This is a genomic window from Aminithiophilus ramosus, assembly GCF_018069705.1.
In the GTDB taxonomy this organism is placed as follows: domain Bacteria; phylum Synergistota; class Synergistia; order Synergistales; family Aminithiophilaceae; genus Aminithiophilus; species Aminithiophilus ramosus.
Genome location: NZ_CP072943.1, coordinates 1,469,164 through 1,488,830 on the forward strand (window position 1 = coordinate 1,469,164; position 19,667 = coordinate 1,488,830).

The 19,667-nt window shown below is 53.9% G+C and carries 17 protein-coding genes; 16 read left to right on the top strand and 1 reads right to left on the bottom strand.

The annotated features are described in order from the left end of the window. Position 1 precedes the first annotated feature (1 nt). Entirely contained in the window at positions 2-1,690 is a 1,689-nt protein-coding gene (locus tag KAR29_RS06680; protein WP_274374817.1) for a peptidoglycan D,D-transpeptidase FtsI family protein, read from the top strand. 1 nt (position 1,691) lies between these two features. Next, entirely contained in the window at positions 1,692-3,197 is a 1,506-nt protein-coding gene (locus tag KAR29_RS06685; RefSeq protein WP_274374928.1) for a UDP-N-acetylmuramoyl-L-alanyl-D-glutamate--2,6-diaminopimelate ligase, read from the top strand. A 17-nt stretch (positions 3,198-3,214) separates the two neighbouring features. Here KAR29_RS06685 and KAR29_RS06690 read toward each other — a convergent pair whose 3' ends face one another. Beyond that, on the bottom strand, positions 3,215-3,358 hold the full coding sequence (locus KAR29_RS06690; protein WP_274374999.1) for a hypothetical protein: 144 nt from the start codon (positions 3,356-3,358) through the stop codon (positions 3,215-3,217). Here KAR29_RS06690 and KAR29_RS06695 point away from each other — a divergent pair. The 14 genes from KAR29_RS06695 (at position 3,305) to moaA (ending at position 19,667) form a co-directional block, all read left to right on the top strand. After that, positions 3,305-4,579 (top strand): UDP-N-acetylmuramoyl-tripeptide--D-alanyl-D-alanine ligase, encoded by a 1,275-nt coding sequence (locus KAR29_RS06695; RefSeq protein ID WP_274374929.1) that lies wholly within the window; start codon positions 3,305-3,307, stop codon positions 4,577-4,579. The two genes, KAR29_RS06690 and KAR29_RS06695, sit on opposite strands and share 54 nt — an antisense overlap. Positions 4,580-4,680: 101 nt before the next feature. After that, positions 4,681-5,529, top strand: coding sequence for a phospho-N-acetylmuramoyl-pentapeptide-transferase (locus KAR29_RS06700; RefSeq protein WP_274374818.1), 849 nt, complete (start codon positions 4,681-4,683; stop codon positions 5,527-5,529). A gap of 25 nt (positions 5,530-5,554) precedes the next feature. After that, positions 5,555-6,928, top strand: a complete 1,374-nt coding sequence (gene murD, locus KAR29_RS06705) for a UDP-N-acetylmuramoyl-L-alanine--D-glutamate ligase (protein WP_274374819.1) — start codon at positions 5,555-5,557, stop codon at positions 6,926-6,928. After that, positions 6,909-8,027: an FtsW/RodA/SpoVE family cell cycle protein gene (locus tag KAR29_RS06710; RefSeq protein ID WP_274374820.1), complete on the top strand. Its 1,119-nt coding sequence runs from the start codon at positions 6,909-6,911 to the stop codon at positions 8,025-8,027. Before murD ends, KAR29_RS06710 begins: the two co-directional genes overlap by 20 nt. Positions 8,028-8,038: 11 nt before the next feature. Beyond that, positions 8,039-9,100 (top strand): UDP-N-acetylglucosamine--N-acetylmuramyl-(pentapeptide) pyrophosphoryl-undecaprenol N-acetylglucosamine transferase, encoded by a 1,062-nt coding sequence (locus KAR29_RS06715; protein WP_274374930.1) that lies wholly within the window; start codon positions 8,039-8,041, stop codon positions 9,098-9,100. Between the two features lie 38 nt (positions 9,101-9,138). Further along, positions 9,139-10,548: a UDP-N-acetylmuramate--L-alanine ligase gene (gene murC / locus KAR29_RS06720; RefSeq protein WP_274374821.1), complete on the top strand. Its 1,410-nt coding sequence runs from the start codon at positions 9,139-9,141 to the stop codon at positions 10,546-10,548. Next, positions 10,526-11,434, top strand: coding sequence for a UDP-N-acetylmuramate dehydrogenase (gene murB, locus KAR29_RS06725; RefSeq protein WP_274374822.1), 909 nt, complete (start codon positions 10,526-10,528; stop codon positions 11,432-11,434). The genes murC and murB overlap by 23 nt, the downstream gene beginning before the upstream one ends. Next, positions 11,418-12,191, top strand: coding sequence for a hypothetical protein (locus tag KAR29_RS06730; RefSeq protein WP_274374823.1), 774 nt, complete (start codon positions 11,418-11,420; stop codon positions 12,189-12,191). Before murB ends, KAR29_RS06730 begins: the two co-directional genes overlap by 17 nt. A 100-nt stretch (positions 12,192-12,291) precedes the next feature. Then, positions 12,292-13,617 carry a cell division protein FtsA gene (ftsA, locus tag KAR29_RS06735; protein WP_274374824.1) on the top strand — a complete coding sequence of 442 codons (1,326 nt, stop codon included), beginning with the start codon at positions 12,292-12,294 and terminating at the stop codon, positions 13,615-13,617. 33 nt (positions 13,618-13,650) lie between these two features. Continuing rightward, entirely contained in the window at positions 13,651-14,805 is a 1,155-nt protein-coding gene (gene ftsZ, locus KAR29_RS06740) for a cell division protein FtsZ (RefSeq protein ID WP_274374825.1), read from the top strand. A gap of 60 nt (positions 14,806-14,865) precedes the next feature. After that, positions 14,866-15,537: an SPOR domain-containing protein gene (locus tag KAR29_RS06745; protein WP_274374826.1), complete on the top strand. Its 672-nt coding sequence runs from the start codon at positions 14,866-14,868 to the stop codon at positions 15,535-15,537. Positions 15,538-15,580: 43 nt separating this feature from the next. After that, entirely contained in the window at positions 15,581-16,807 is a 1,227-nt protein-coding gene (locus KAR29_RS06750) for a molybdopterin molybdotransferase MoeA (protein WP_274374827.1), read from the top strand. A gap of 20 nt (positions 16,808-16,827) precedes the next feature. Beyond that, positions 16,828-18,702, top strand: a complete 1,875-nt coding sequence (locus KAR29_RS06755; RefSeq protein WP_274374931.1) for a substrate-binding domain-containing protein — start codon at positions 16,828-16,830, stop codon at positions 18,700-18,702. Next, positions 18,690-19,667: a GTP 3',8-cyclase MoaA gene (moaA, locus tag KAR29_RS06760; protein WP_274374828.1), complete on the top strand. Its 978-nt coding sequence runs from the start codon at positions 18,690-18,692 to the stop codon at positions 19,665-19,667. The genes KAR29_RS06755 and moaA overlap by 13 nt, the downstream gene beginning before the upstream one ends.

Below are 19,667 nucleotides of genomic sequence, written 5' to 3' on the forward strand. Positions count from 1 at the left end.
TTTGAGTCGTAAGGGAAGCCTCTCCTCGTGGGGCCCGGTATGGGTCGTCTTTGTTGTTCTTTTTATTCATCTCTACAGGCTTCATTTTACTCCTGATCCGAGAGTTGTCGCCCAAGCCAATAGTCAATATTGGGTTCGTGTTCCTGTAAGCACGAACCGAGGCGCGATCCTAGATCGTAATGGAATCCCCCTTGCTGTTTCCGTTCCTGCCTATAGTCTTTTTGTCGATCCTAAGTTTTGGGAGCCAGGCCAGGCTGTGAAGCTTGCTGGACTTCTGCCGCCTCGTACTTTATCTTTCCTCTCGTCAAGCCTTCCCGGTCGTTTCCACTGGATTGCCAGGAAAATATCGCCAGATCGTTCTCGGCCTATTCAAGATCTTTCCTTGGAAGGCATATCTTTCTTGAAGGAAAAAAAGCGAATTTATCCGCAAGAAGATCTTCTTTCTCATGTTTTGGGCTATTGTGATGTGGATGATAACGGACTGGCTGGAATTGAGCGAAATTGGGATCTAGCCCTTTACGCTCCTCCTCAAATTCGTTTTTTAATACGAGATGCTGCAGGCAATTTGTTAACCACTATAGACGACGGAGTTGTCACGGATGATACGCCAGGAAGCGTTGTGTTGACTATAGACTCGCGTTTCCAGCATGTGATTGAAAGACGTCTCGATGAAGGAGTTCGTAGTGCCGGAGGCAAATGGGGCGCTGCCGTTTGTATTGATCCAAGAACTGGGGATATCTTGGCTTCGGCAAGCTGGCCGAAATACAACCCCAATATTCGGGAAAGCTTTGAGCCTGAGTTGTTGCGCAATAATGTCATAAGTAGGGTTTACGAACCTGGGTCTACTTTAAAGCCAATTATAGTCGGATTTTCATTGGAGGAAAAGTGGATTTCCCCTAATGAAAAATTTGTTGGCAAGGGATCTATTAAGATAGCCGATGCTGTTATTAGCAATGTCAATAAAAAGGCGTTTGGCTTGGAGACACCTGAGGATATCCTTGTAAACTCCTGTAATGTGGGAATGTCTCAGATAGGGATGCGCTTTGACGTCTATCGGGCCTATGAGACGCTTCGCCAGTGGGGACTTGGAGTGGCAACGGGAGTGGAATTGCCCGGCGAAGAGATCGGGTTGCTTCGGCCTCCGGACCAATGGCGCGGTGTCGTGCCGGCCAACATCGCCATAGGGCAGGGGCTGGCCCTGACTCCCCTGCAGCTGGCGCAAGCCTATCTGCCCATCGCGAACGGCGGCAAGTTGCTGCGCCTTCATATTGTCCGTCGCGTTGCGGATGGTCGGGGGGCAGTCATCTATGAGTCGCAGAGAGAGGTTTTGAGGGATGTCCTGGCCCCGGCAACGGCAGAGTGGCTCCGACGTGTCCTGCGAAAGGTCGTCGCGGTCGGAACGGGAAAGGCGGCATCGACGTCTCTTGCGGACATCGCAGGTAAAACGGGTACGGCACAGGTCGCCGAAAAGGGGCTTTATTCGGAAAACCGCTATGTTGCCTCCTTTGCCGGGTTCTGGCCCTGGGACGATCCTCAGTTCGTTCTGCTCATCGTTATCGGAGAGCCGGCTGGGACGATGACTTACGGAGGACAAATCGCCGCTCCCATTTTTCGACACATCGTTGAGGATATGCATTACCTCCATTTTGCAGAGGAAATCCAGGGTGGGAGGTCTTCGGAAAGTGATTAAGATGGTCGATCTCGTGCGTTACTTGATGGAGTGCGGATTTGAGTTGAGAGTGCCTTCCTGTCCCGAAGAGCTCTTTCTCCGTGATGTGACTCAGGATAGCCGGAAAGTCGAGCAGGGGGCGCTTTTTTGTTGTGTTACGGGCTGCAGGGCCGATGGTCACGATTACGCAGAGGAGGCCGTCGCCAAAGGAGCGGCCGCTCTTCTCTGTGAGAGGCCTTTGGATATCCCCCTTCCTCAGATCATCGTCGGCGACGTCCGAAGGGCCATGGGGCATGCGGCTTCGGCCGTTCACGGTTTTCCCTGCGAAAAGCTCCAACTCCTGGCCGTTACGGGCACAAACGGAAAAAGCACCTCGGCTTATTTGATCCGCCATCTCCTGGCCGAGGCCGGTCGCCGTTCCGGCCTGATCGGAACGATCGTCTACTCTGACGGACGCTGCGACGTGGAGGCCGATCGAACGACTCCCGAAAACTGCGACATCCATCGCTGGCTGGCCCGGATGGTCGAGGCGGGATGCGACAGCTGTGTGATGGAGACATCCTCTCACGGATTGGAGCAGGGAAGGCTCGCCGGTTGCCTCTTCGATAGGGCGCTCTTTACGAACCTGACTCCGGAGCACTTGGATTACCATGGTGACATGGAGAACTATTTTGCCTCGAAAAGTCGGCTCTTTTCAGAATACATGAAGCCCGGCTGGAAAGGTGCCGTCAACGTCGATGATCCCTATGGAGCCAGGCTTCACGATCGCTGGCCGGATCAACTCATGCCCTTCAGCCTCAAGGCCGACGTGGAGCGGGGGCTCCGGGTGGAGAGGCGTCGCATGGATATCAGTGGCCTGACTCTTGATATCCGTTTCCCTGACGGCCGTTCTGTAGAGGGGCTTCACGTCCCCCTCATGGGCAACTTCAATGTTTACAATACAGCCGGGGCTCTGGCCCTGGTTGAGACGCTCTCCCTCAAGGAGAGCGATCTCAAGGTTGCCATGAGGCGTATCCCTCAGGTGCCCGGCAGAATGGAACGCTACTGTTTCCGCAACGGCAGCTGCGCCGTCGTCGATTATGCCCACAGCCCCGATGCTCTTGAAAACGTTTTAACGGCACTGAGAGAGGTGACGGAAGGGCGCATTTTTGCCGTCTTTGGCCTCGGGGGCGAGCGTTACGTCGAAAACCGTCCCGCCATGGGAGCTATCGCCGCTTCCCTGGCTGATTTTGTCCTGATCACCTCCGATAATCCCCGAAGTGAAAACCCTCGAGAGATTGCCCGTCAGATTGCCGTAGGAATTGAAGGAATCAGTCGATCCGTTCCTTATGCCATTGAGATCGATCGAAAAAAGGCCGTTTTTCAGGCGCTTTCCATGGCGCATGCCGGAGATGTCGTCCTGATAGGGGGCAAAGGACCGGAACGTTTCATCCTCTTCAGCGATCACAAAGAGCCCTATAACGATACGGAAACCGTATTGGAGTGGGCGAGGCTCAATGGAGAGGTCGGGGAGCTTCCCTTACGATGAAGAACGGCATGTCTCCTTCACTTGCGTGGGCGGCTCCTCTCGTTCATGGCGAACTCTGGGGTGGAGATGTCCTGCTGCCTCTTCCCGTTGTCGTAGACAGCCGCCTCATAAAGGATGGAGAGGCTTTCCTCGCCCTCAAAGGGGAGCACCACGACGGCCATCGTTTCATCGGCGAGGCCCTTGATCGCGGGGCCAAGGTCTTTTTTGGGGAGAGGGAGGGGCTGATGCCCTGGAGGGATCGGTTTGCGCGCTCGGGAGCCGCCGCGTTGGCCTTTTCCCGCGATTCGGAGGCCTCGTTCGTCGATTTGGCGCGTCTCTATCTGGAAGAGGTCGCTCCCCAGACGATTCTGGCCATAACGGGCAGCGTCGGCAAGACGACCTGCCGCGAGTTGACGGCGCTTGTCCTGGCGAAACGCTTTCGGGTTCATCAGGCCCGAAAAAGCCACAATACGGCCCTTGGCTGCGCCCTAACCGTGCTCGCGATGGATTCCGCCACGGAGATGCTCCTTCTCGAAATGGGCTGCAACCATCGGGGGGAGATCGCTGAAATGGTGGATCTCTTCCCTCCCCATCTTGCCGTCATCACCGAGGTGGCCCCGGCCCATCTCGAGGGGCTGGGGAGCATAGAGGGGGTTCTTCGTGCCAAGCTGGAGATCCTTCGTTCCCGCAACTTGCGGGCTGTGTCCTATAATATAGATAACGACGCTCTTCGGCAGGCGATGGCCTCATTCTCTCGAGAAGTTGACATTCTATCCGTGGGGTACCATCGAGAGGCGATCTTTCGCCTCGTTCAGACGACACAGGACCAAGATGAAGAAGGTGTTCGTCTTTTTGTCCGCGCTCACTATGAGGGAGGAGAGATGGAGCTCGCAAGCCGTCTTTTCGGTCGTCATCACGCGTACTCCATGGGTTTTGCCGGAGCCGTGGCCTCTTATTTAGGCATTGATGACTTTGGCAGTGCCTTTCGGGATCAACGGAGCTTGACAGGGCGAGGGCGAGTGCTTTCGCGCCGTCAGGGGGGGGTAGTCGTCGATGAGTCCTACAATGCCAACCCCCTCTCGATGAGAGCCGCCTTGACGGCTTTTCGTGAAGTGGCCGGGGCAGAGGGCAATTGGGCTCTTCTGGGAGCCATGGGGGAATTGGGCCCCACCTCCGCCGATCTTCACAGGCTGCTGCTCAGCGAGGCTCCTCTGCCGGAAAGGGTGCTCCTACTCGGAGAGGGGTGGCCGGCAACCCTTCCTCCTGGAGCGAGAAGGGTTGCCGGAGCCGATGAGGCCATTGCCCTTCTGACAGAAGAGATGGCGCCTGGCGAAGCTCTTCTCGTCAAAGGATCTCGTCTTTGGAAATTGGAAAGAGTCGTGCAGAAAGCCTTGTCATTATGATTATTCGTTTGATTTTTGCTTCACTGCTTACTTTTTGTGCTGCCGTCTTTCTTCAGGGCTATTGGATCCGTTGTCTTCTGCGTCTTAATGTGTCCCAGACGTTGAAGGCTTACGGACCACAACGACATTTGGAAACAAAAAAAGGCACGCCGACAATGGGTGGCATCGTTTTCCCTTTTGCCTTTTTTATTGGTTTGGTCTTAGCGCGACCGATTATTGACCTTACTGATAGCGAATTGTTTCTTGTTCTTTTCTTCCCCACAGCAATGGCCATCATCGGTTTGGTAGATGATGGGATGAAATTCATGAGGCATTCCAGCGAGGGGCTCAGCAGCCTTCAAAAACTGACCCTTCAGATATTTTTTTGTTTTCCATGGGCTTTGCTGGTTAGTTTTGGTGAAGGTCTTTCTCTTTGGCCTGGTCAAGTCTTTTCTGCTGGCATATCAGTTCCAATTTTGCTTTTCATGTCTGTTGGTGTTCTTAATGCTGTTAATATCACGGATGGGCTTGATGGCTTGGCCTCTGGTGCTTTTTCTATATCAATGATAGCTGGGGCTTTCTTTTTCAAAACTCCATGGATGGTTTTGTCTGTTATTGCCGCTGCGGTTTCTTTGGCTTTTATGTGGCACAATGGACATCCGGCTAAAATTTTTATGGGAGATGTTGGTGCTCATTTTTTGGGAGGATTGCTTATTGTTCTATGCGTTCGTTCTCAATGGACTATTGCTCTTTTCCCCTTGGGTTTTATCTTTGGGATAGAGGCTATCTCTGTCGTTATCCAGCTTTTCTCTATTTGGGTGAGAAAAAAGAAAATTTTTCTCATGAGTCCAATCCATCATCATTTTGAGTTGTTGGGATGGAATGAGACGGAGATCGTGTTGCGTTTTTGGCTCTTGCATTTATTGGGCATGGTGTTTCTGCTCGGTCTCATTTTAATGATTATCGCCTGATTCATGGCTTTTCAGGAGGGAGACCATGTTGCAGATGACTACCGGCAAAGAGCGAGTGACCGTCATCGGCGCCGGAATCAGCGGTTTTGCCACGGCTCTTCTGGCTGCCAAGGAAAGCGCCTCTCTCCTGCTCTCAGATCAGGGGCCCATATCGGAGGCGGTAAAAGACCGGGCCTATGCGGCGGGGATAGAACTGGAAGAGCGAGGTCACAGCGACAAAGCCTGGCAATGTGACCTTGTCATCGTCAGTTCCGGAATCGCACCCACGGCAGCGCCGATAAAGGAGGCTAAAAAACGGGGTTTGCCACTCGTCAGCGAGGCCGACTATGTCTATCCCCATTTGAAAGCCAGGCTGATCGGCGTCACGGGCAGCAACGGCAAAACGACGACGACGGCCCTTCTTGCCCATCTCCTCCGTTGTGGCGGCTTGCGCGCAGAGGCCGCCGGCAATATCGGAGCTCCCCTGGCGGACTTCGCCGGGAGAGAGCTTGATTATCTCGTCGTCGAGCTGAGTAGCTTTCAGTTGCATTGGGCCCGAAAGCTCCGTCTTTGCGGCGCTCTTTTGACGAACCTTGCGCCCGATCACATCGATTGGCACGGGTCATATGAGGCTTATGTGGCAGCGAAAGCGAACATTTTCTCCCTTGTCGAAGATGGGGGATGGGGAATTTTCCGTGCCGCAGACGAAGAGGTCCTGACGGGTTCTTTGAAGGAGACGGTGCGTCGCTGCCGCCTCGCTTGGGATGATAGAGGCCTTTCCGCAGGTGATCTTCTGCTGGCTGCTGACGGGGCCTCTCTTTTGACGGGAGACGGTTCGCGATGCCTTTTTCAAAGGGAGGTCTTCTCCCTTCCCGGAAGGCACAATCTGGAGAATGCGGCAATGGCTTCCGCCGCAGCCACTCTGGCCGGGCTTGAAACGGGAAGCCTCGACGGCGGGCTTCGCTCTTTCGAGGCACTGCCCCATCGTTGTCAAGTCGTCGGTATTGTTGACGGAGTGACCTTTGTCGACGATTCGAAGGGCACAAATGTCGCTGCGACGATAACGGCCTTGACCTCGCTGGAAGGGCCCAAGGTCATTCTTCTGGGAGGAAAAGGCAAAGGCGAAAGTTACGGCGAACTTGCCCTGGCCGTGAAAGCCGAGGCTAAGGCGGCCGTGCTTTTCGGAGCCGAAGCGGAATCTATCGCCGAAGCCCTCTGTTCCGTGGGTTTCCGTCGCTACTTCATCGAGCAGGACCTGGCCCGTTCGTTCGACCGGGCGTTGGAGGAAGCCGAGTCAGGCGAGATGGTCCTTCTTTCCCCTGCCTGTACCAGTTGGGATCAGTATCCCAACTATAAAGAGAGAGGACGGCATTTCCGGCGGCTTGTCGAGGAAAAGGCCCATGGAACGGGAAAGCCCTGACCAGGTGAGATGTGGCCCGGACCCTTTCATCTGGGCCATCCCTCTCGTTCTCACGGGACTGGGAATCTTGATGATCTCCTCGACGACTAGCTATCGCTCTCTGGCCCTTTTCGGCAATCCCTTCGTCTTCGGCCTCAGGCAGCTTCAATTTCTTGGAATAGGTTTGACCGCCATGGTCATGACCTACATGATTCCTCTCGGCTGGTTGCGCAGGCTTACGGCCCCTTTCTGGGTTCTGGCTCTTGTGTTCACCTGGCTCAGCCTTGCCCCGCTCGTCGGCCATGCCGCCGGAGGAGCCTCTCGTTGGCTGCGTCTGGGGCCCTTCTCCTTTCAGCCCTTCGAGCTTCTCTCGCTGGCCTCCGTTGCCCATCTCGCCAACAGGCTCACCGTCGAGGAGCTTACTCCCAAGAGAGCTTTCACCAGAACGCTTTTGCTCCTCTCCCTTTCCGTTCTGCCTGTCCTCCTGCAGCCGGATCTGGGAGGAACGCTGCTTTTGACGGCCCTCTGCATGGGGCTTTATGTGGATCATCACGGGTGGCGCTATCCTCTCGGAGGAGGGGCTGGCCTGGCCCTGATCGTCACCTTTCTCATTCGCGGCGAGAATTACCGGCTACGTCGCATCTGGGCTTTCCTCGACCCGTGGAAAGATCCCAGGGACAGCGGCTTTCAGGTCATTCAGGGATTGGTCGCCTTTGCGAACGGCGGATTCTGGGGCGTGGGATTGGGCAAGGGTTTTCAGAAATTACACTATCTACCTGCCTCCGACACGGATTTTATTTTCGCCGTATTAGCCGAAGAGCTGGGCTTCCCAGGCACAGCCCTGGTCCTCTCTCTTTTCGCCTTCTGGGCCTTTCGCGTCATGAAACTTGCCAGAACCCAGACAGATTCATTTTTCGCTCTTCTTGTCTGGGGACTGGGGCTCTCCGTTCTCCTGCCCATGATCATCAACGTGGGGGGAGTAACCAAGCTTCTGCCTCTCACAGGCATGCCGCTGCCCTTCCTGAGCTATGGGGGCAGTTCTCTCGTCTCCATGTGGATCAAGATAGGCCTGCTTTTGGGACTCGCCAAAGAATCAGGAAGGGAGGGCGTTCCGCAGTGAAGCCTCTTAGGGTGGTCTTCGTCGCAGGAGGTACGGGGGGACATGTTTTCCCGGCTCTTTCCTTCGGAGACTGGATACGGAAGAAGCATCCGGGTACGGAACTGTTCTACGTCTGCGGTGACCGCCCCCTGGAAAAAGACATTTATGCCTATTGCGGTATCGAGCCCGATGTCCTACCTCTTGAGGGCTCTCCCCGGGGGGTTTGCGGGTGGGATTCCGCAAAAAGATGGAAAAACCTAGTCCTCGCCTTTCTCCGTTCCCTTCAGTTGTTGCGTCGCTTGAGACCTGACGCGGTCTGCCTTTTCGGCAGCTATATCTCCTTGCCTGTCATGATGGCGGCCAAGATGCTTGGTATACGCCAAGTTATCCATGAACAGAACGCGAGGGCGGGACAGGTGACTGTCCTGGCACAAAGATGGGGTCTTCCCGTGGCCTCCGGCTGGCCGAGGTGCGAACCATTCAAGGAGGGGACCACTTTTTTTACGGGCGTGCCCATTCGTTCCGTCAATCGTTTGCATCGCGACGAGGCTTGGCATAAACTGGTGTCTGGTCGTCTCTGTCCGCAGAGGCGGATGCTGCTTGTCCTCAGCGGTTCTTTGGGAAGCAGTGATCTTGAGTCCTTTGCTGAGCGCGTTGTCTCTTCCGGTTCGTTCCGTGACTGGTTGCTGGTCGAAATCGGCACCGTGTCGGAGCCGACCTGGCGGAGAGAAACGTTCCTGCGGCTGCCTCGGACGTGGAACATGGCTCCTCTGTTTTCCTTGGCCGATTTTGCCCTTTGCCGTGGCGGAGCCTCGACGCTTTGGGAGCTTCTGCTTTGGGGAATACCGGCCTTGGTCGTTCCCTGGAGACAGGCCTGTGACGATCATCAGCTTGCCAATGCGTGCTCTTTCCAAGCCCTGGGCGGCGGTTCTCTCTGGCTCGAAGGCGTCCATCGTTCAGAAGATATACCGGACCTCCTGGAGGCTGTCCGGATGAAGCCCGATCAAGGACCAGATCAGGGGAGATCGATACCCGGCTTCACCGGCGATGACATATGTCAGTCACTGTGGAGGGTTCTCACCGATACACATTGAAGGGAGAGGGCTCTATGGATGTCGAGCGACAGAAGGTTATGGACGCAAAGCGCGTCCATCTTCTGGGAATCGGAGGAGCGGGCATGAGCGGTCTTGCCCTTCTTCTCAAGGATTTGGGGTATGAGGTCAGCGGATGCGACGTCGCTCGCACGTGTTATACAGACAAAGTGGAGGCTCGTTCCATCGAGGTGGCTTTGGGGCATGGTTCGGACCATCTTGATCGCTACAACCCCGATTTGCTGATCTACAGCAGCGCCGTTGCCGCCACCAATCCTGAAATCGTAGAGGCCCTGAATAGGGGCATCCTGACGGCACGACGAGCCGAGGTTTTGAGCATTCTTTTCAACAGCCGAATCGGCGTCGGTGTGGCCGGCACTCACGGGAAAACGACGACGTCGTCGATGATCTCCCTCATCATGGAAAGAAGCGGGCAGAATCCCACAGTGGCCATCGGAGGGGAGCTTTGCGACATCGGCTGCAACGCCAAGCTGGGCGAGGGGGCGGTGATGGTCGCCGAGCTGGATGAAAGCGATGGTTCTTTTGAGCTCTTCGCTCCTCATGTCGCGGTTGTCACGAACATCGACTGGGACCATGTCGACCACTATCCCGATCTTGACAGTGTCATTGACGGCTTCTCCCGTTTCCTCTCCAAAAGACACGTCGAGGGGGTAACCGTCCTCTGTGCCGAAGATGTCGGCGTCCGCAAGCTTTTGGCCCGAGAAAACCTCTCCGGACTCATCACCTACGGTTTGGGCCCCTCTTGGGATTGGGGAGCTCAGCGTATCGAACATCTTGCCGGAGGCGGGGTCGTTTTCGAGCTGCTGCGTCGAGGCATCGCTACGGGTAAAGTTCAGCTCAGCGTTTCGGGTGAGCATAATGTCCTCAACGCCTTGGCCTCGTTGGCCGCCGCAGATTTTCTGGGTGTCAACCTTACCGAGGCCATCAGGTCGCTGGGGGCCTTTCGGGGAGCCAAACGGCGGCTGCAATTTGTGGGCAGGACCGAGGGAGTCGACGTCTATGACGATTATGCCCATCACCCGCGAGAAATTGTGGCGACGTTAACGGCCCTTCGTCAGATCTTCCCCTGCCGACGACTTCTCGTCGCCTTCCAGCCGCATCGATATACGAGGACGGCGGCTCTCTGTCGTGATTTCGCCTCGGCTCTTTCTCTTTGCGACGTTCTTGCCCTTGCCCCCATCTACCCGGCGGATGAATCGCCCCTTCCTGGTGTTGATTCCAATCTCATCGGCGAGGCCATGCGACAGCAAGGTTTTTCGGAACTTCTCATGGCTCCCACGTTGGATGACCTTGGCGAACGCCTTCTCCTTGAAATTCGGCCTGGTGACCTTGTCGTTACGGTCGGAGCCGGAAATATCAACAAGCTGGGCAAACGGCTGCTGAATGCGATAAAAGGAAAAGGACAGAATGTTGTGGCTGTCGGAGCTTGAGGATATAGCTAAAAATAAATTAAAATTAAATGAAGATCTAAAAAACCATACCTCTTGGAAAATCGGCGGCAAGGCTACGGCCATCATCGAGCCTCAATGTGTCGAAGTGCTTTTGCCCATTTTGGATTTTATAGCTAAAAATAGTATTCCGTATTTTATCCTTGGTGGCGGAACCAACTTGCTTGTCCATGACAGCGGTTTTGACGGCATTGTTATTTCAACCAAGAAACTTAAAAAAATAGATAAAATAAGCGATACAATTTTTGTTTTTGAAGCGGGAGTTTTGGTAGCGGATATATTGAAAATAACGCTATGCAACGGACTTTCTGGTTGGGAGCACATGGTAGGCATACCCGGTACATTGGGTGGGGCTTTAGTTGGCAATGCCGGGGTGAATGGGTATTCTGCCGGAAACTCTGTTGTATGGGTCGAAAGAATAGAAAAAAATTTATCTGTGAAAAAATTGATAGACAAAGACATCAAATGGGCGTATAGGGAATCAATTCCACTGAATGATGGAAGTTTTATAACTAAAGCATGTTTAAAATTTACAAAGTCCAATAAAAGCACAATAACAGAGAATATTAATTTTTTTAAATTAAAACGTTCTAGTCAACCTAAACATGGTTATTCTGCTGGTTCTGTCTTTAAAAATGCGAACAATAGAGAATTTGCTGGATTTTTGTTGGATAAATATGGATGTAAGGGTTTATGTTGTGGCAATGCTAGAATTTCAGTTGATCACGCTAACTTTATATTAAATGATGGCAATGCCTCCTCTCGAGATGTTTGGAACCTAATCCAGCAATGTCGAAACATCGTTCTCTATAGACATGGGAAATGGCTGGATTTAGAGGTGAAGCTTATCGGTGAGCCTTGGACATAGATCAAAATTTGCATGTGTGATGATTTTTGTGTTTTTTGTTGGTTGTTTCTTTTCTTTGGAAAACAAAATACAGGCTATGAGATTAAGGAGTTTTATTGTTTCTCCTCCTGATGGTGGCGTGGAATTGTTTGCGTGGCAAAATCTAACTACTTCTAGCGAGCGGTTTTGGCCTTGTTGGATTTTTGACTTTGGCAACTTTAAACAAAAGATGGAATCGATGTTTCCCGTCCAGGTGACGTGGCAATTACAAGGATGGGGAGCCATTGAGCTTCAGTACGAGGCGTTGAAGCCGAACTTCCTTCTTCTTTGGGAGGGCATCCGATGGGGGGTCTCACAAAAGGGGCTGATCTGGCCTGTCGACGATCCTCACTTCCTGAATCTCTATGCCGTTCCGGACGACGTGCCTGTCATGGAGTGGTCTTCGGAGTTGATGGCACCCGTTGAGCATGATCCGTCGAAAAACGTCCACAAGGCGCTTTTGCCGATGAAAGACGTTTTACTTTGGGTCGAGGGACTGCAGAGGACTGGGTGGCTGAAAGAGGCTTCGCGAGTGATCGTGGAACGACAGGGTGGACGTTTCCGCTTGCGTCTGGTCGTGGACCTTCATGGAATGAAAGGTGTGACGCTGCTTCTCCCCGATACGCCGGGGGCGTGGAAAATCCTTGCGCAGGCCCTTGAACCCATCGTTAAGGATAATGAGGGGAAGTCCAGCCTGACGATTGATGGTACCTACGGTAATAAAATCATCGTTAAGTGATGCTGCAGTTCCCAAAAAGGACTTTCCTCTTCTTTTCATGAGGCTCTATAATGGGACTGGCCGGTAGGTGACCCCCCGCCTGGAAGGGAGCGAGTGACACGTGAAGGCAGAGCCAGAGCTCCTCGTGGGGCTAGATCTTGGCACCAGCAAAGTTGCCGTCGTCGTGGCGGAACGCGATGAGCGCACGGGAGAGGCGCAGATAATCGGCGTCGGACAGGCGCCGTCCTACGGCGTCAGGAAAGGCCTCATCGTCAACCTTGAGCAGGCTGTCAACTCCGTTCGAAGTGCCGTCGATGACGCGCGCCATATGGTGGGGCTCTCTTTCCGGCATGTGACCGTCGCTTTCAGCGGAACCGACGTACAAAGTGTCCTCACTCGCGGAATGGTTTCTCTGGGGCGGACGCCTCGGCCGGTTCTGGAAGGGGATGTGGAGCGGGCCATTGAAGTGGCCCAGTCCGAACTGGACATAGCCTCGAATCACAGCGTTTTGCATGCCATCCCTGTGGATTTCTGCCTCGACGGACACAGCGGGATCGACGATCCTTTGGGAATGACGGGGTCAAGGCTCGAGTTGGAGTTGCAGTCTCTTATTGTCCCGACATCGACGATTCAGAACGTGATCAACTGCGTTGAAAAAGCCGGTCTTATTGTTGACGGACTGGTCCTGAAGCCGCTTGCTGCGGCCATGGGGGCCCTCTCGACGGAAGAGGCCCACTCTGGAGCTGCCGTCGTCGATGTTGGCGGGGGAACGACGGGTATTGCCGTCTATAGTGAGGGACGGCCTCGTCGCCTTTCGGTCATTCCCGTCGGAGGAGATCACATCACCAATGATCTTGCCTGTGTCCTGAAGATTCCCACGAGCAAGGCCGAAGCGCTCAAGCGCGAGGTTGCCCTCGACGAGGAGGAGGGATCTCTTGAGGATCTTCTGGACCTGGATGTCCGCGGCCAGAAAGTCTCTTTCACCGTTGGCCAAGTGGCGGAGATCGTCGGCTGCAGGGTCGAGGAAATATTTGAAACTCTCGTCGGCAAGGAATTGAGCAAGTCGGGCCTGACGATGTTCCCTGCCGGCATCGTTCTCGCTGGTGGCGTCGCAAAAACAGGCGGAATCGACGCTTTTGTCTCCGATGTGCTTGATTTGCCCGTGCGGACGGCTCCCCCTCTTGACGCCGGACGCATGCCACCGGGAAGGAATGGGGCTGAATTCGCTGCCTCCGCAGGAGTGATCCGTTACGTCTTGCAGAAGGAGCTGAAGCCCTATCGCTACCTGGAACCGTCATCCTCTCTCCTTCAGGATCGCCCAGATCATGTGGGGCCGAGCTCAGTTAAAAAAACGTTTACGAAGTTTGTCGCGGACAGCCGGGAGGCTGATGGGGCCATCAAGCGATTCACGGAAACCCTGAAGAAATCCTTCCGCGAACTTTTCTAAAAGTCGTTTCCGGCTTTTCAGGAGGGGAACAGGATGCAGGAGACATTTGCCATCGATAAGGGCGACCGCAAGTTCCGAGAGTGCATTAAAGTTGTCGGTGTGGGAGGGGGAGGCAATAATGCCCTGAATCACATCATTCGCAGTGGCGTTGTCGGCGTCGATTTTGTCGCCGCCAACACCGATGTCGCCCAGCTGGAACATTCGGAAGCGTCATGCCGTATCATTCTAGGGGAAGGACTTACGAAAGGATTGGGAGCCGGTGCCAATCCCGAAATAGGCCTTAAGGCTGCCAAGGAATCCATGGACCTGCTCAAAGACGCCATGGAGGGCGCTGACATGGTTTTTCTCACGGCAGGCATGGGCGGCGGAACAGGAACGGGAGCGACTCCCGTCATCGCCGAGGCGGCCAAAGAAATGGGCGCTCTTGTCGTGGCTGTCGTGACGCGGCCTTTCTATTTCGAGGGCAATCGACGGATCAAGCAGGCGGAGATCGGTATCGCTAATCTGAAGGATAAAGTTGATGCCCTGATTGTCATCCCCAACGACCGTCTGCTGCAGCTTTCGGACGCAAAAATGAGCTTGTTGGAAAGTTTCAAGATGGCTGATGACGTGCTCAGACAGGCCGTTCAAGGCGTCACGGACCTCATCCTCAACCCCGGTATCGTCAACGTCGATTTCGCCGATGTCCGTACGGTGATGAGCAATGCCGGTTCAGCCATCATGGGGATCGGAGTTGCCAAAGGAGAGAAGCGGGCTGAAGAGGCCGCCAAGGCAGCTCTTAATAGTCCGCTTATGGAAAAACCCATGACCGGGGCTAAGGGCGTGTTGTTTAACGTCGCAGGCGGTCCCAGTGTGGGTATTCACGAGATCAACCAAGTCGCAGCCATCATCAACGAGGCAACGGACGAGGACGCGACAGTCATCTGGGGCAGCGCTCTCGACGAGCAGATGGAAGATTCCATCCGGATCACCGTCATCGCCACGGGATTCTCCGTGGATAACCAGCATCCCGGCGTCGAAGGCCGAGGGACGCTGGCCTCTTCTTCTCGGCGAAAGAGGGCGACGGTCGAGCTGGAAGAGGCTGAAGTCAAAGCGGCTCCGGAGGAAGATCTTTTCCGTCTGTCCGGGGTTCCCGCCGATAAATTCGATGAACCTGCCGTCGTTCGGCGTCGCAAGACAAAGACGTGAGGTCTTGACCGTTTGGGAGGTCCGGATGCCTTGCCGTTTCCCAAAGGGAGGTGAAACACCTTGAATGATCGAAGGACACGACGATACAAAGAGAAGAGGCCTCTTTTCCCCTTTGGACAGCTTATGCTCCCCATCGTCGGCGTTGTTGCCCTGGGCATACTCATCTTGGGCATTCGACTTTTCTTTCTCCCCTCCCATTCTTCCGTCTCCTCGGAGCGGATCGTCCCCGCAACGCCCTCCGTCCCTTCGTTACCTGCCGAGCAGGAAGAGCCTGCCGCGTTTTCGGAAACTCCGGCTACGCTGAAAACGGCGGTGGTCGCGGTTCCTGTCTCGGCAGGGGAGGCGTCTCTCTCATCGCCGAAGGCGGCTCTTCCTGCTCCTCAGCAACAGCAGGCACAACCCAAGACCCAGCCCAAAGCACAGCCCACGACGGTGGCAAAACCCGCTCAATCTCCACCGGCGCCGCCGCTCAACTCCCCGCCTTCGGCTTCCTCTGCGCCGAAAGGCGGTTGGGGTGTGCAGGTAGGGGCCTTTACCGCTCCCTCCGCTGCGGAAAGTCTGGCAGCCAAGCTTCGTTCTTCAGGAGAATCGGTCGTCGTCGTCAAGGCGAGCGTGGGAGGGAGGCTCTATTATCGCGTCCGTGTCGTCGCAGGAGCGACGCGACAGGAGGCCGAAAAGAAGTCGGTAACTCTTAAAGCACAGGGGTATCCGACGCTTGTCGTCTCTCTTTAGCCTGGGGGAACGTCAAGGGTCATAAGGAGGTCGGGTGGATCCCATGTCGGGATTTGTCGAAGAGCTGGCCAATCGCGATGAAGCTGTGGAGAGGGTCTCCTATGCCCTCTCCTTTCCGTGGTATTCGGAGGAGGAGAACGTCTCTCTCGGAGACGCTTTCGGCCGCAGGTTGGCCCGGGATATCCGCTCACCGGAATCTTTTCCCCCTTTTTCCAGAAGCCTTCGCGACGGCTATGCCGTTCTTTCCGATGATGTCGTCGGCGCAAGCCCTTCGGCCCCAGTCTTCCTTGACCTAGGGGAAGAGGTTCCAATGGGGCAGTGCCCGGCCTTTCGCCTCGGAATCCGAGAGGCCTCTCTGATTCACACCGGAGGTGTTCTCCCGGTTGGCTCCGATGCCGTCGTCATGCTGGAAGATGTGGAGGCGTCCGTCGGCCTCGTCGAGATCAGGGCTTCGGTCCAAGCGGGAGAAAACGTGATGCCCGAGGGAGAGGAACTTCTGGCCGGAGCTGTCGTGGGGCGCCGGGGAGACCTTCTCGACCATCGTGCCCTTGGGCTGTTGGCTGCCCTCGGAATTTCCCGTGTTCCCTGCCTCAGAGTCACCGTTGGCATCATAAGCACCGGCGATGAGGTCGTTGACATGGCGGTTGAAAAATTGCCTCCTGGCTGCATTCGCGATGCGAACAGTTGGTTTTTGTCCGCCCTGCTCCGAAAGGAAGGCTTTTATCCCGTAAGTTTCGGGATCGTCAGCGACAAGGAAGAAGACCTCAGCGAGGCTATAGCCTCGGCACAGACGCAGTGCGATGTTCTGCTCGTCAGCGGGGGCTCTTCCGTCAGTATTCGTGATCATGTCTCTCAAATTTTCAGTAAAGTGCCCTCTCCAGGCCTTCTGGTCCGAGGCTTGAATCTCTCTCCGGGAAAACCGACCTTGCTGGCCGGTTCCCTCAATCCCCGAAAACTCCTTCTAGGTCTTCCTGGACACCCTCTTTCCTGTGCCATTGTCGCCCTTGCCGTACTTAAGCCCTTGCTGCTTCGCCTCGTCGGCTCCGAAGAGACACAGGCTTCGTCGATCATGGAAGCGGGAGCCGATATTTTCGGTCGGGCTGGTCTTGAGGAGTTTTTGCCCGGCGCTGTCCGTAGTGGGCGGGCTGTTCCTTTGACGGCCAAATCCGGTTTTGTCGGTGCTCTCCGGTCAGCCACCCATTTGATTCGGTTGCCCCAGAATACGGAAACGATCCGAAAAGGAGAGGAGGTCGAGCTTTGGCCGCTGTAAAGAGTCTGCAGCACGTTAGCATGACGGTGGCTCTCCGGTATCTGCGGGAATCCATCGCTCCTCTCGTTCCAATGCGTGAGCGAACAGCGGTAGAGGCCTCCCTTGGGCGAGCCCTGTTGGAGGACGTGACGGCACTGAGAAATATCCCTCATTATCGCGCCTCTGCCGTCGACGGGTATGCTCTCCGTGCGACGATGACGGCAGGAGCCTCTCCGGCCAGGCCTGTGCGTCTTTCTCTCGAAACGTGTCAATGGGTCAACACAGGAGGTCTTGTCGAACCCTCTTTCGATGCCGTCGTGATGGTCGAAGACACCTCCCTTGACGGTTCGGAACTGCTCGTCTCAAAAGCCATCACCGTAGGTGCGAATGTTCGTCCTCCCGGAGATGATGTGATGCGAGGTCAGATTATTGCCCGAGAAGGCGATGTCGTGACGCCTCAGCACCAAGCCCTCCTGCGCGCCGCGGGTGTTGAAGGGTTGTTGATTAGGGCTCTGCCTCGGACGCTTTACCTCCCGACGGGAGACGAAATTCTCCCTGTTTCCTACGAGGGGCCTCTACCGGCTGGAACAGTCCCCGAGACAAACTCGATTTTACTGAGAGGACTTTTTTCCAGATGGGGTTTCCCTTTGACGGTTGGCGATATCATTCCCGATGATCCTGCTAGGTTAAGACAAGCGCTCGAAAAAAACATGGATGCTTACGACCTCCTTCTTGTGGGAGCGGGGTCGGCCAAAGGCAAAAAGGACTATACAGCGGAGGTCTTCTCTTCTCTGGGCGATCTCCTCTTCCGGTGGGTCCGGACGCGTCCGGGAAGACCGGCCATGGCTGCGCGGATAAAGGGTAAGCCCGTTCTTTGCCTCCCCGGTTTTCCCATGTCCTCGGTCGTGGTTGCCATGGGGATTGTCTTTCCGCTCCTCGCTCACCTTCAAGGTCTTCCCGCCGAAGAGGAAAAAGCCCTTTCCCGAGCCCTGGGCTCGTTTGGATCCGAGGAGGGTGAGCTTCTTTTCGCTCATTCCTCTCCGCCTGGAGTAGAGGAATGGCTTCGCTGTCAAATGATCCAGATCAGAGGTAAAACGATCGTTTGGCCTCTTCCCGGAGGAGCCAGTTCCATGCGGGCCATGTCCGAAGCGGATGGAGTTGCCATCATCGCGGAGGAAAAACTCGAATGCCCTAAGGGTATGAAAATCCTTCTGCATAAATCGAAAGAAATTTCCCTGGAGCGACGGATTCTTTTTCAGGGTTCCAACGACCCGGCTGTGGAACGGCTTATTTCTCCGATTCGCCGTCTAGGCTGCGATATGGTGATGCGCTCCGTAGGGAGTGTCGGCGGTCTTGCGGCCCTTTCCCGGGGGGAATGTCACCTTGCTGCCTGCCATCTTATCGACCCGGAGACGCAAAGTTACAACGACAGTTACATTGTCCGCTTCCGAGGTAACGCGCAATGGAGACGTCGACAGCTCTTCTTCCGTCAGCAAGGTCTGATCGTGGCGAAAGGCAACCCCAAGGGCATCTCTTCCGTCGAAGATCTTGCCCGGCCGGATCTATCCATCGTCAATCGTCAGCCGGGAGCGGGTACTCGCGTCCTTCTCGACTACCTCTTAACCGAAAAAAACATTGCCCCCTCCTTCGTTAAGGGTTATGACCGGCAGTGCATCACTCATCTCGATGCGGCAAGCCGTGTTGCATACGGTTTGGCCGACGTGGCCCTGGGGATAAAAATGGCGGCTGAAGCGATGGATCTTGATTTTCTGCCGATAACCGAGGAACCTTATGAGATTGTCTATCCAGAAGAATGTCATGATCATCCAGGTATAGTTGCTTTTCTTGAAGCCCTCGAAGACCAACAATGGAGGGCTGAAATTGATAAAATAGGTGGTTATCGATGGATTTGTTGAAAGACAGATTAGGACGAGAAATTTCGTATGTACGAATTTCCTTGACGGATCGATGTAACTTTAGATGCGTGTACTGCATGCCTGAAGAGGGTGTTCCTTTTATTGATCACGATCTTATTATGACATACGAAGAAATACTTTATTTATGTGAAATTTTCAGAGATGTTGGCATAAAGAAAATACGTTTTACAGGTGGAGAACCATTTGTGCGTAAGGGAATGATTGCTTTCCTGAAAGAAGCACAAAATCGCTTGGATGGAGTCAATATAGCACTAAGCACTAACGGTTCTTTTTTAATGGAAACAGCACATGAAATCAATAAAATAAGCTTAAAAAGCATTAATATAAGTTTGGATACTTTGGATAACTATAAATTTCAAAAAATAACGCGCTACGGAGATTTAGATGTTGTCAAGAAGGGAATAATTTATTTTTCAAAAATATCTCAAATCCCCATAAAATTAAATTGTGTTTTAATAAGAGGGTTTAATGACCAGGAGATGCCGGAACTAATTTCTTTTGCTCGAGAATATGGATTAATTTTGCGTTTTATAGAATTTATGCCCCTTGATAAAGATGTTTGGGACGAAGGAGGATTTATTTCATCCGATGAAATTGTAGAGAGGCTAAAATTTTACGATAATTGGGTTCTTCAGGAAGAAAAAGCTAATTATTTTGATGGACCTGCTAAATACTATGTAAATCATAGATATAACCAAAAAATAGGGGTTATTTCTGCTGTTTCTCATCATTTTTGTTCTTCATGTAATAGATTAAGAGTTACTGCCTTGGGTGAATTAAAGCCTTGTCTTTTTAGCGATGAGGTCATTCCGCTTCGAGATTATATTAGAAATAGAAATTATAACGAAATAATAAAATCAATACATAGGAGTATCAATTTAAAACCCGTTTGCTGGAAGAATTTAAATAAATCAGGAAAGCATATGTCTCAAATTGGAGGGTAA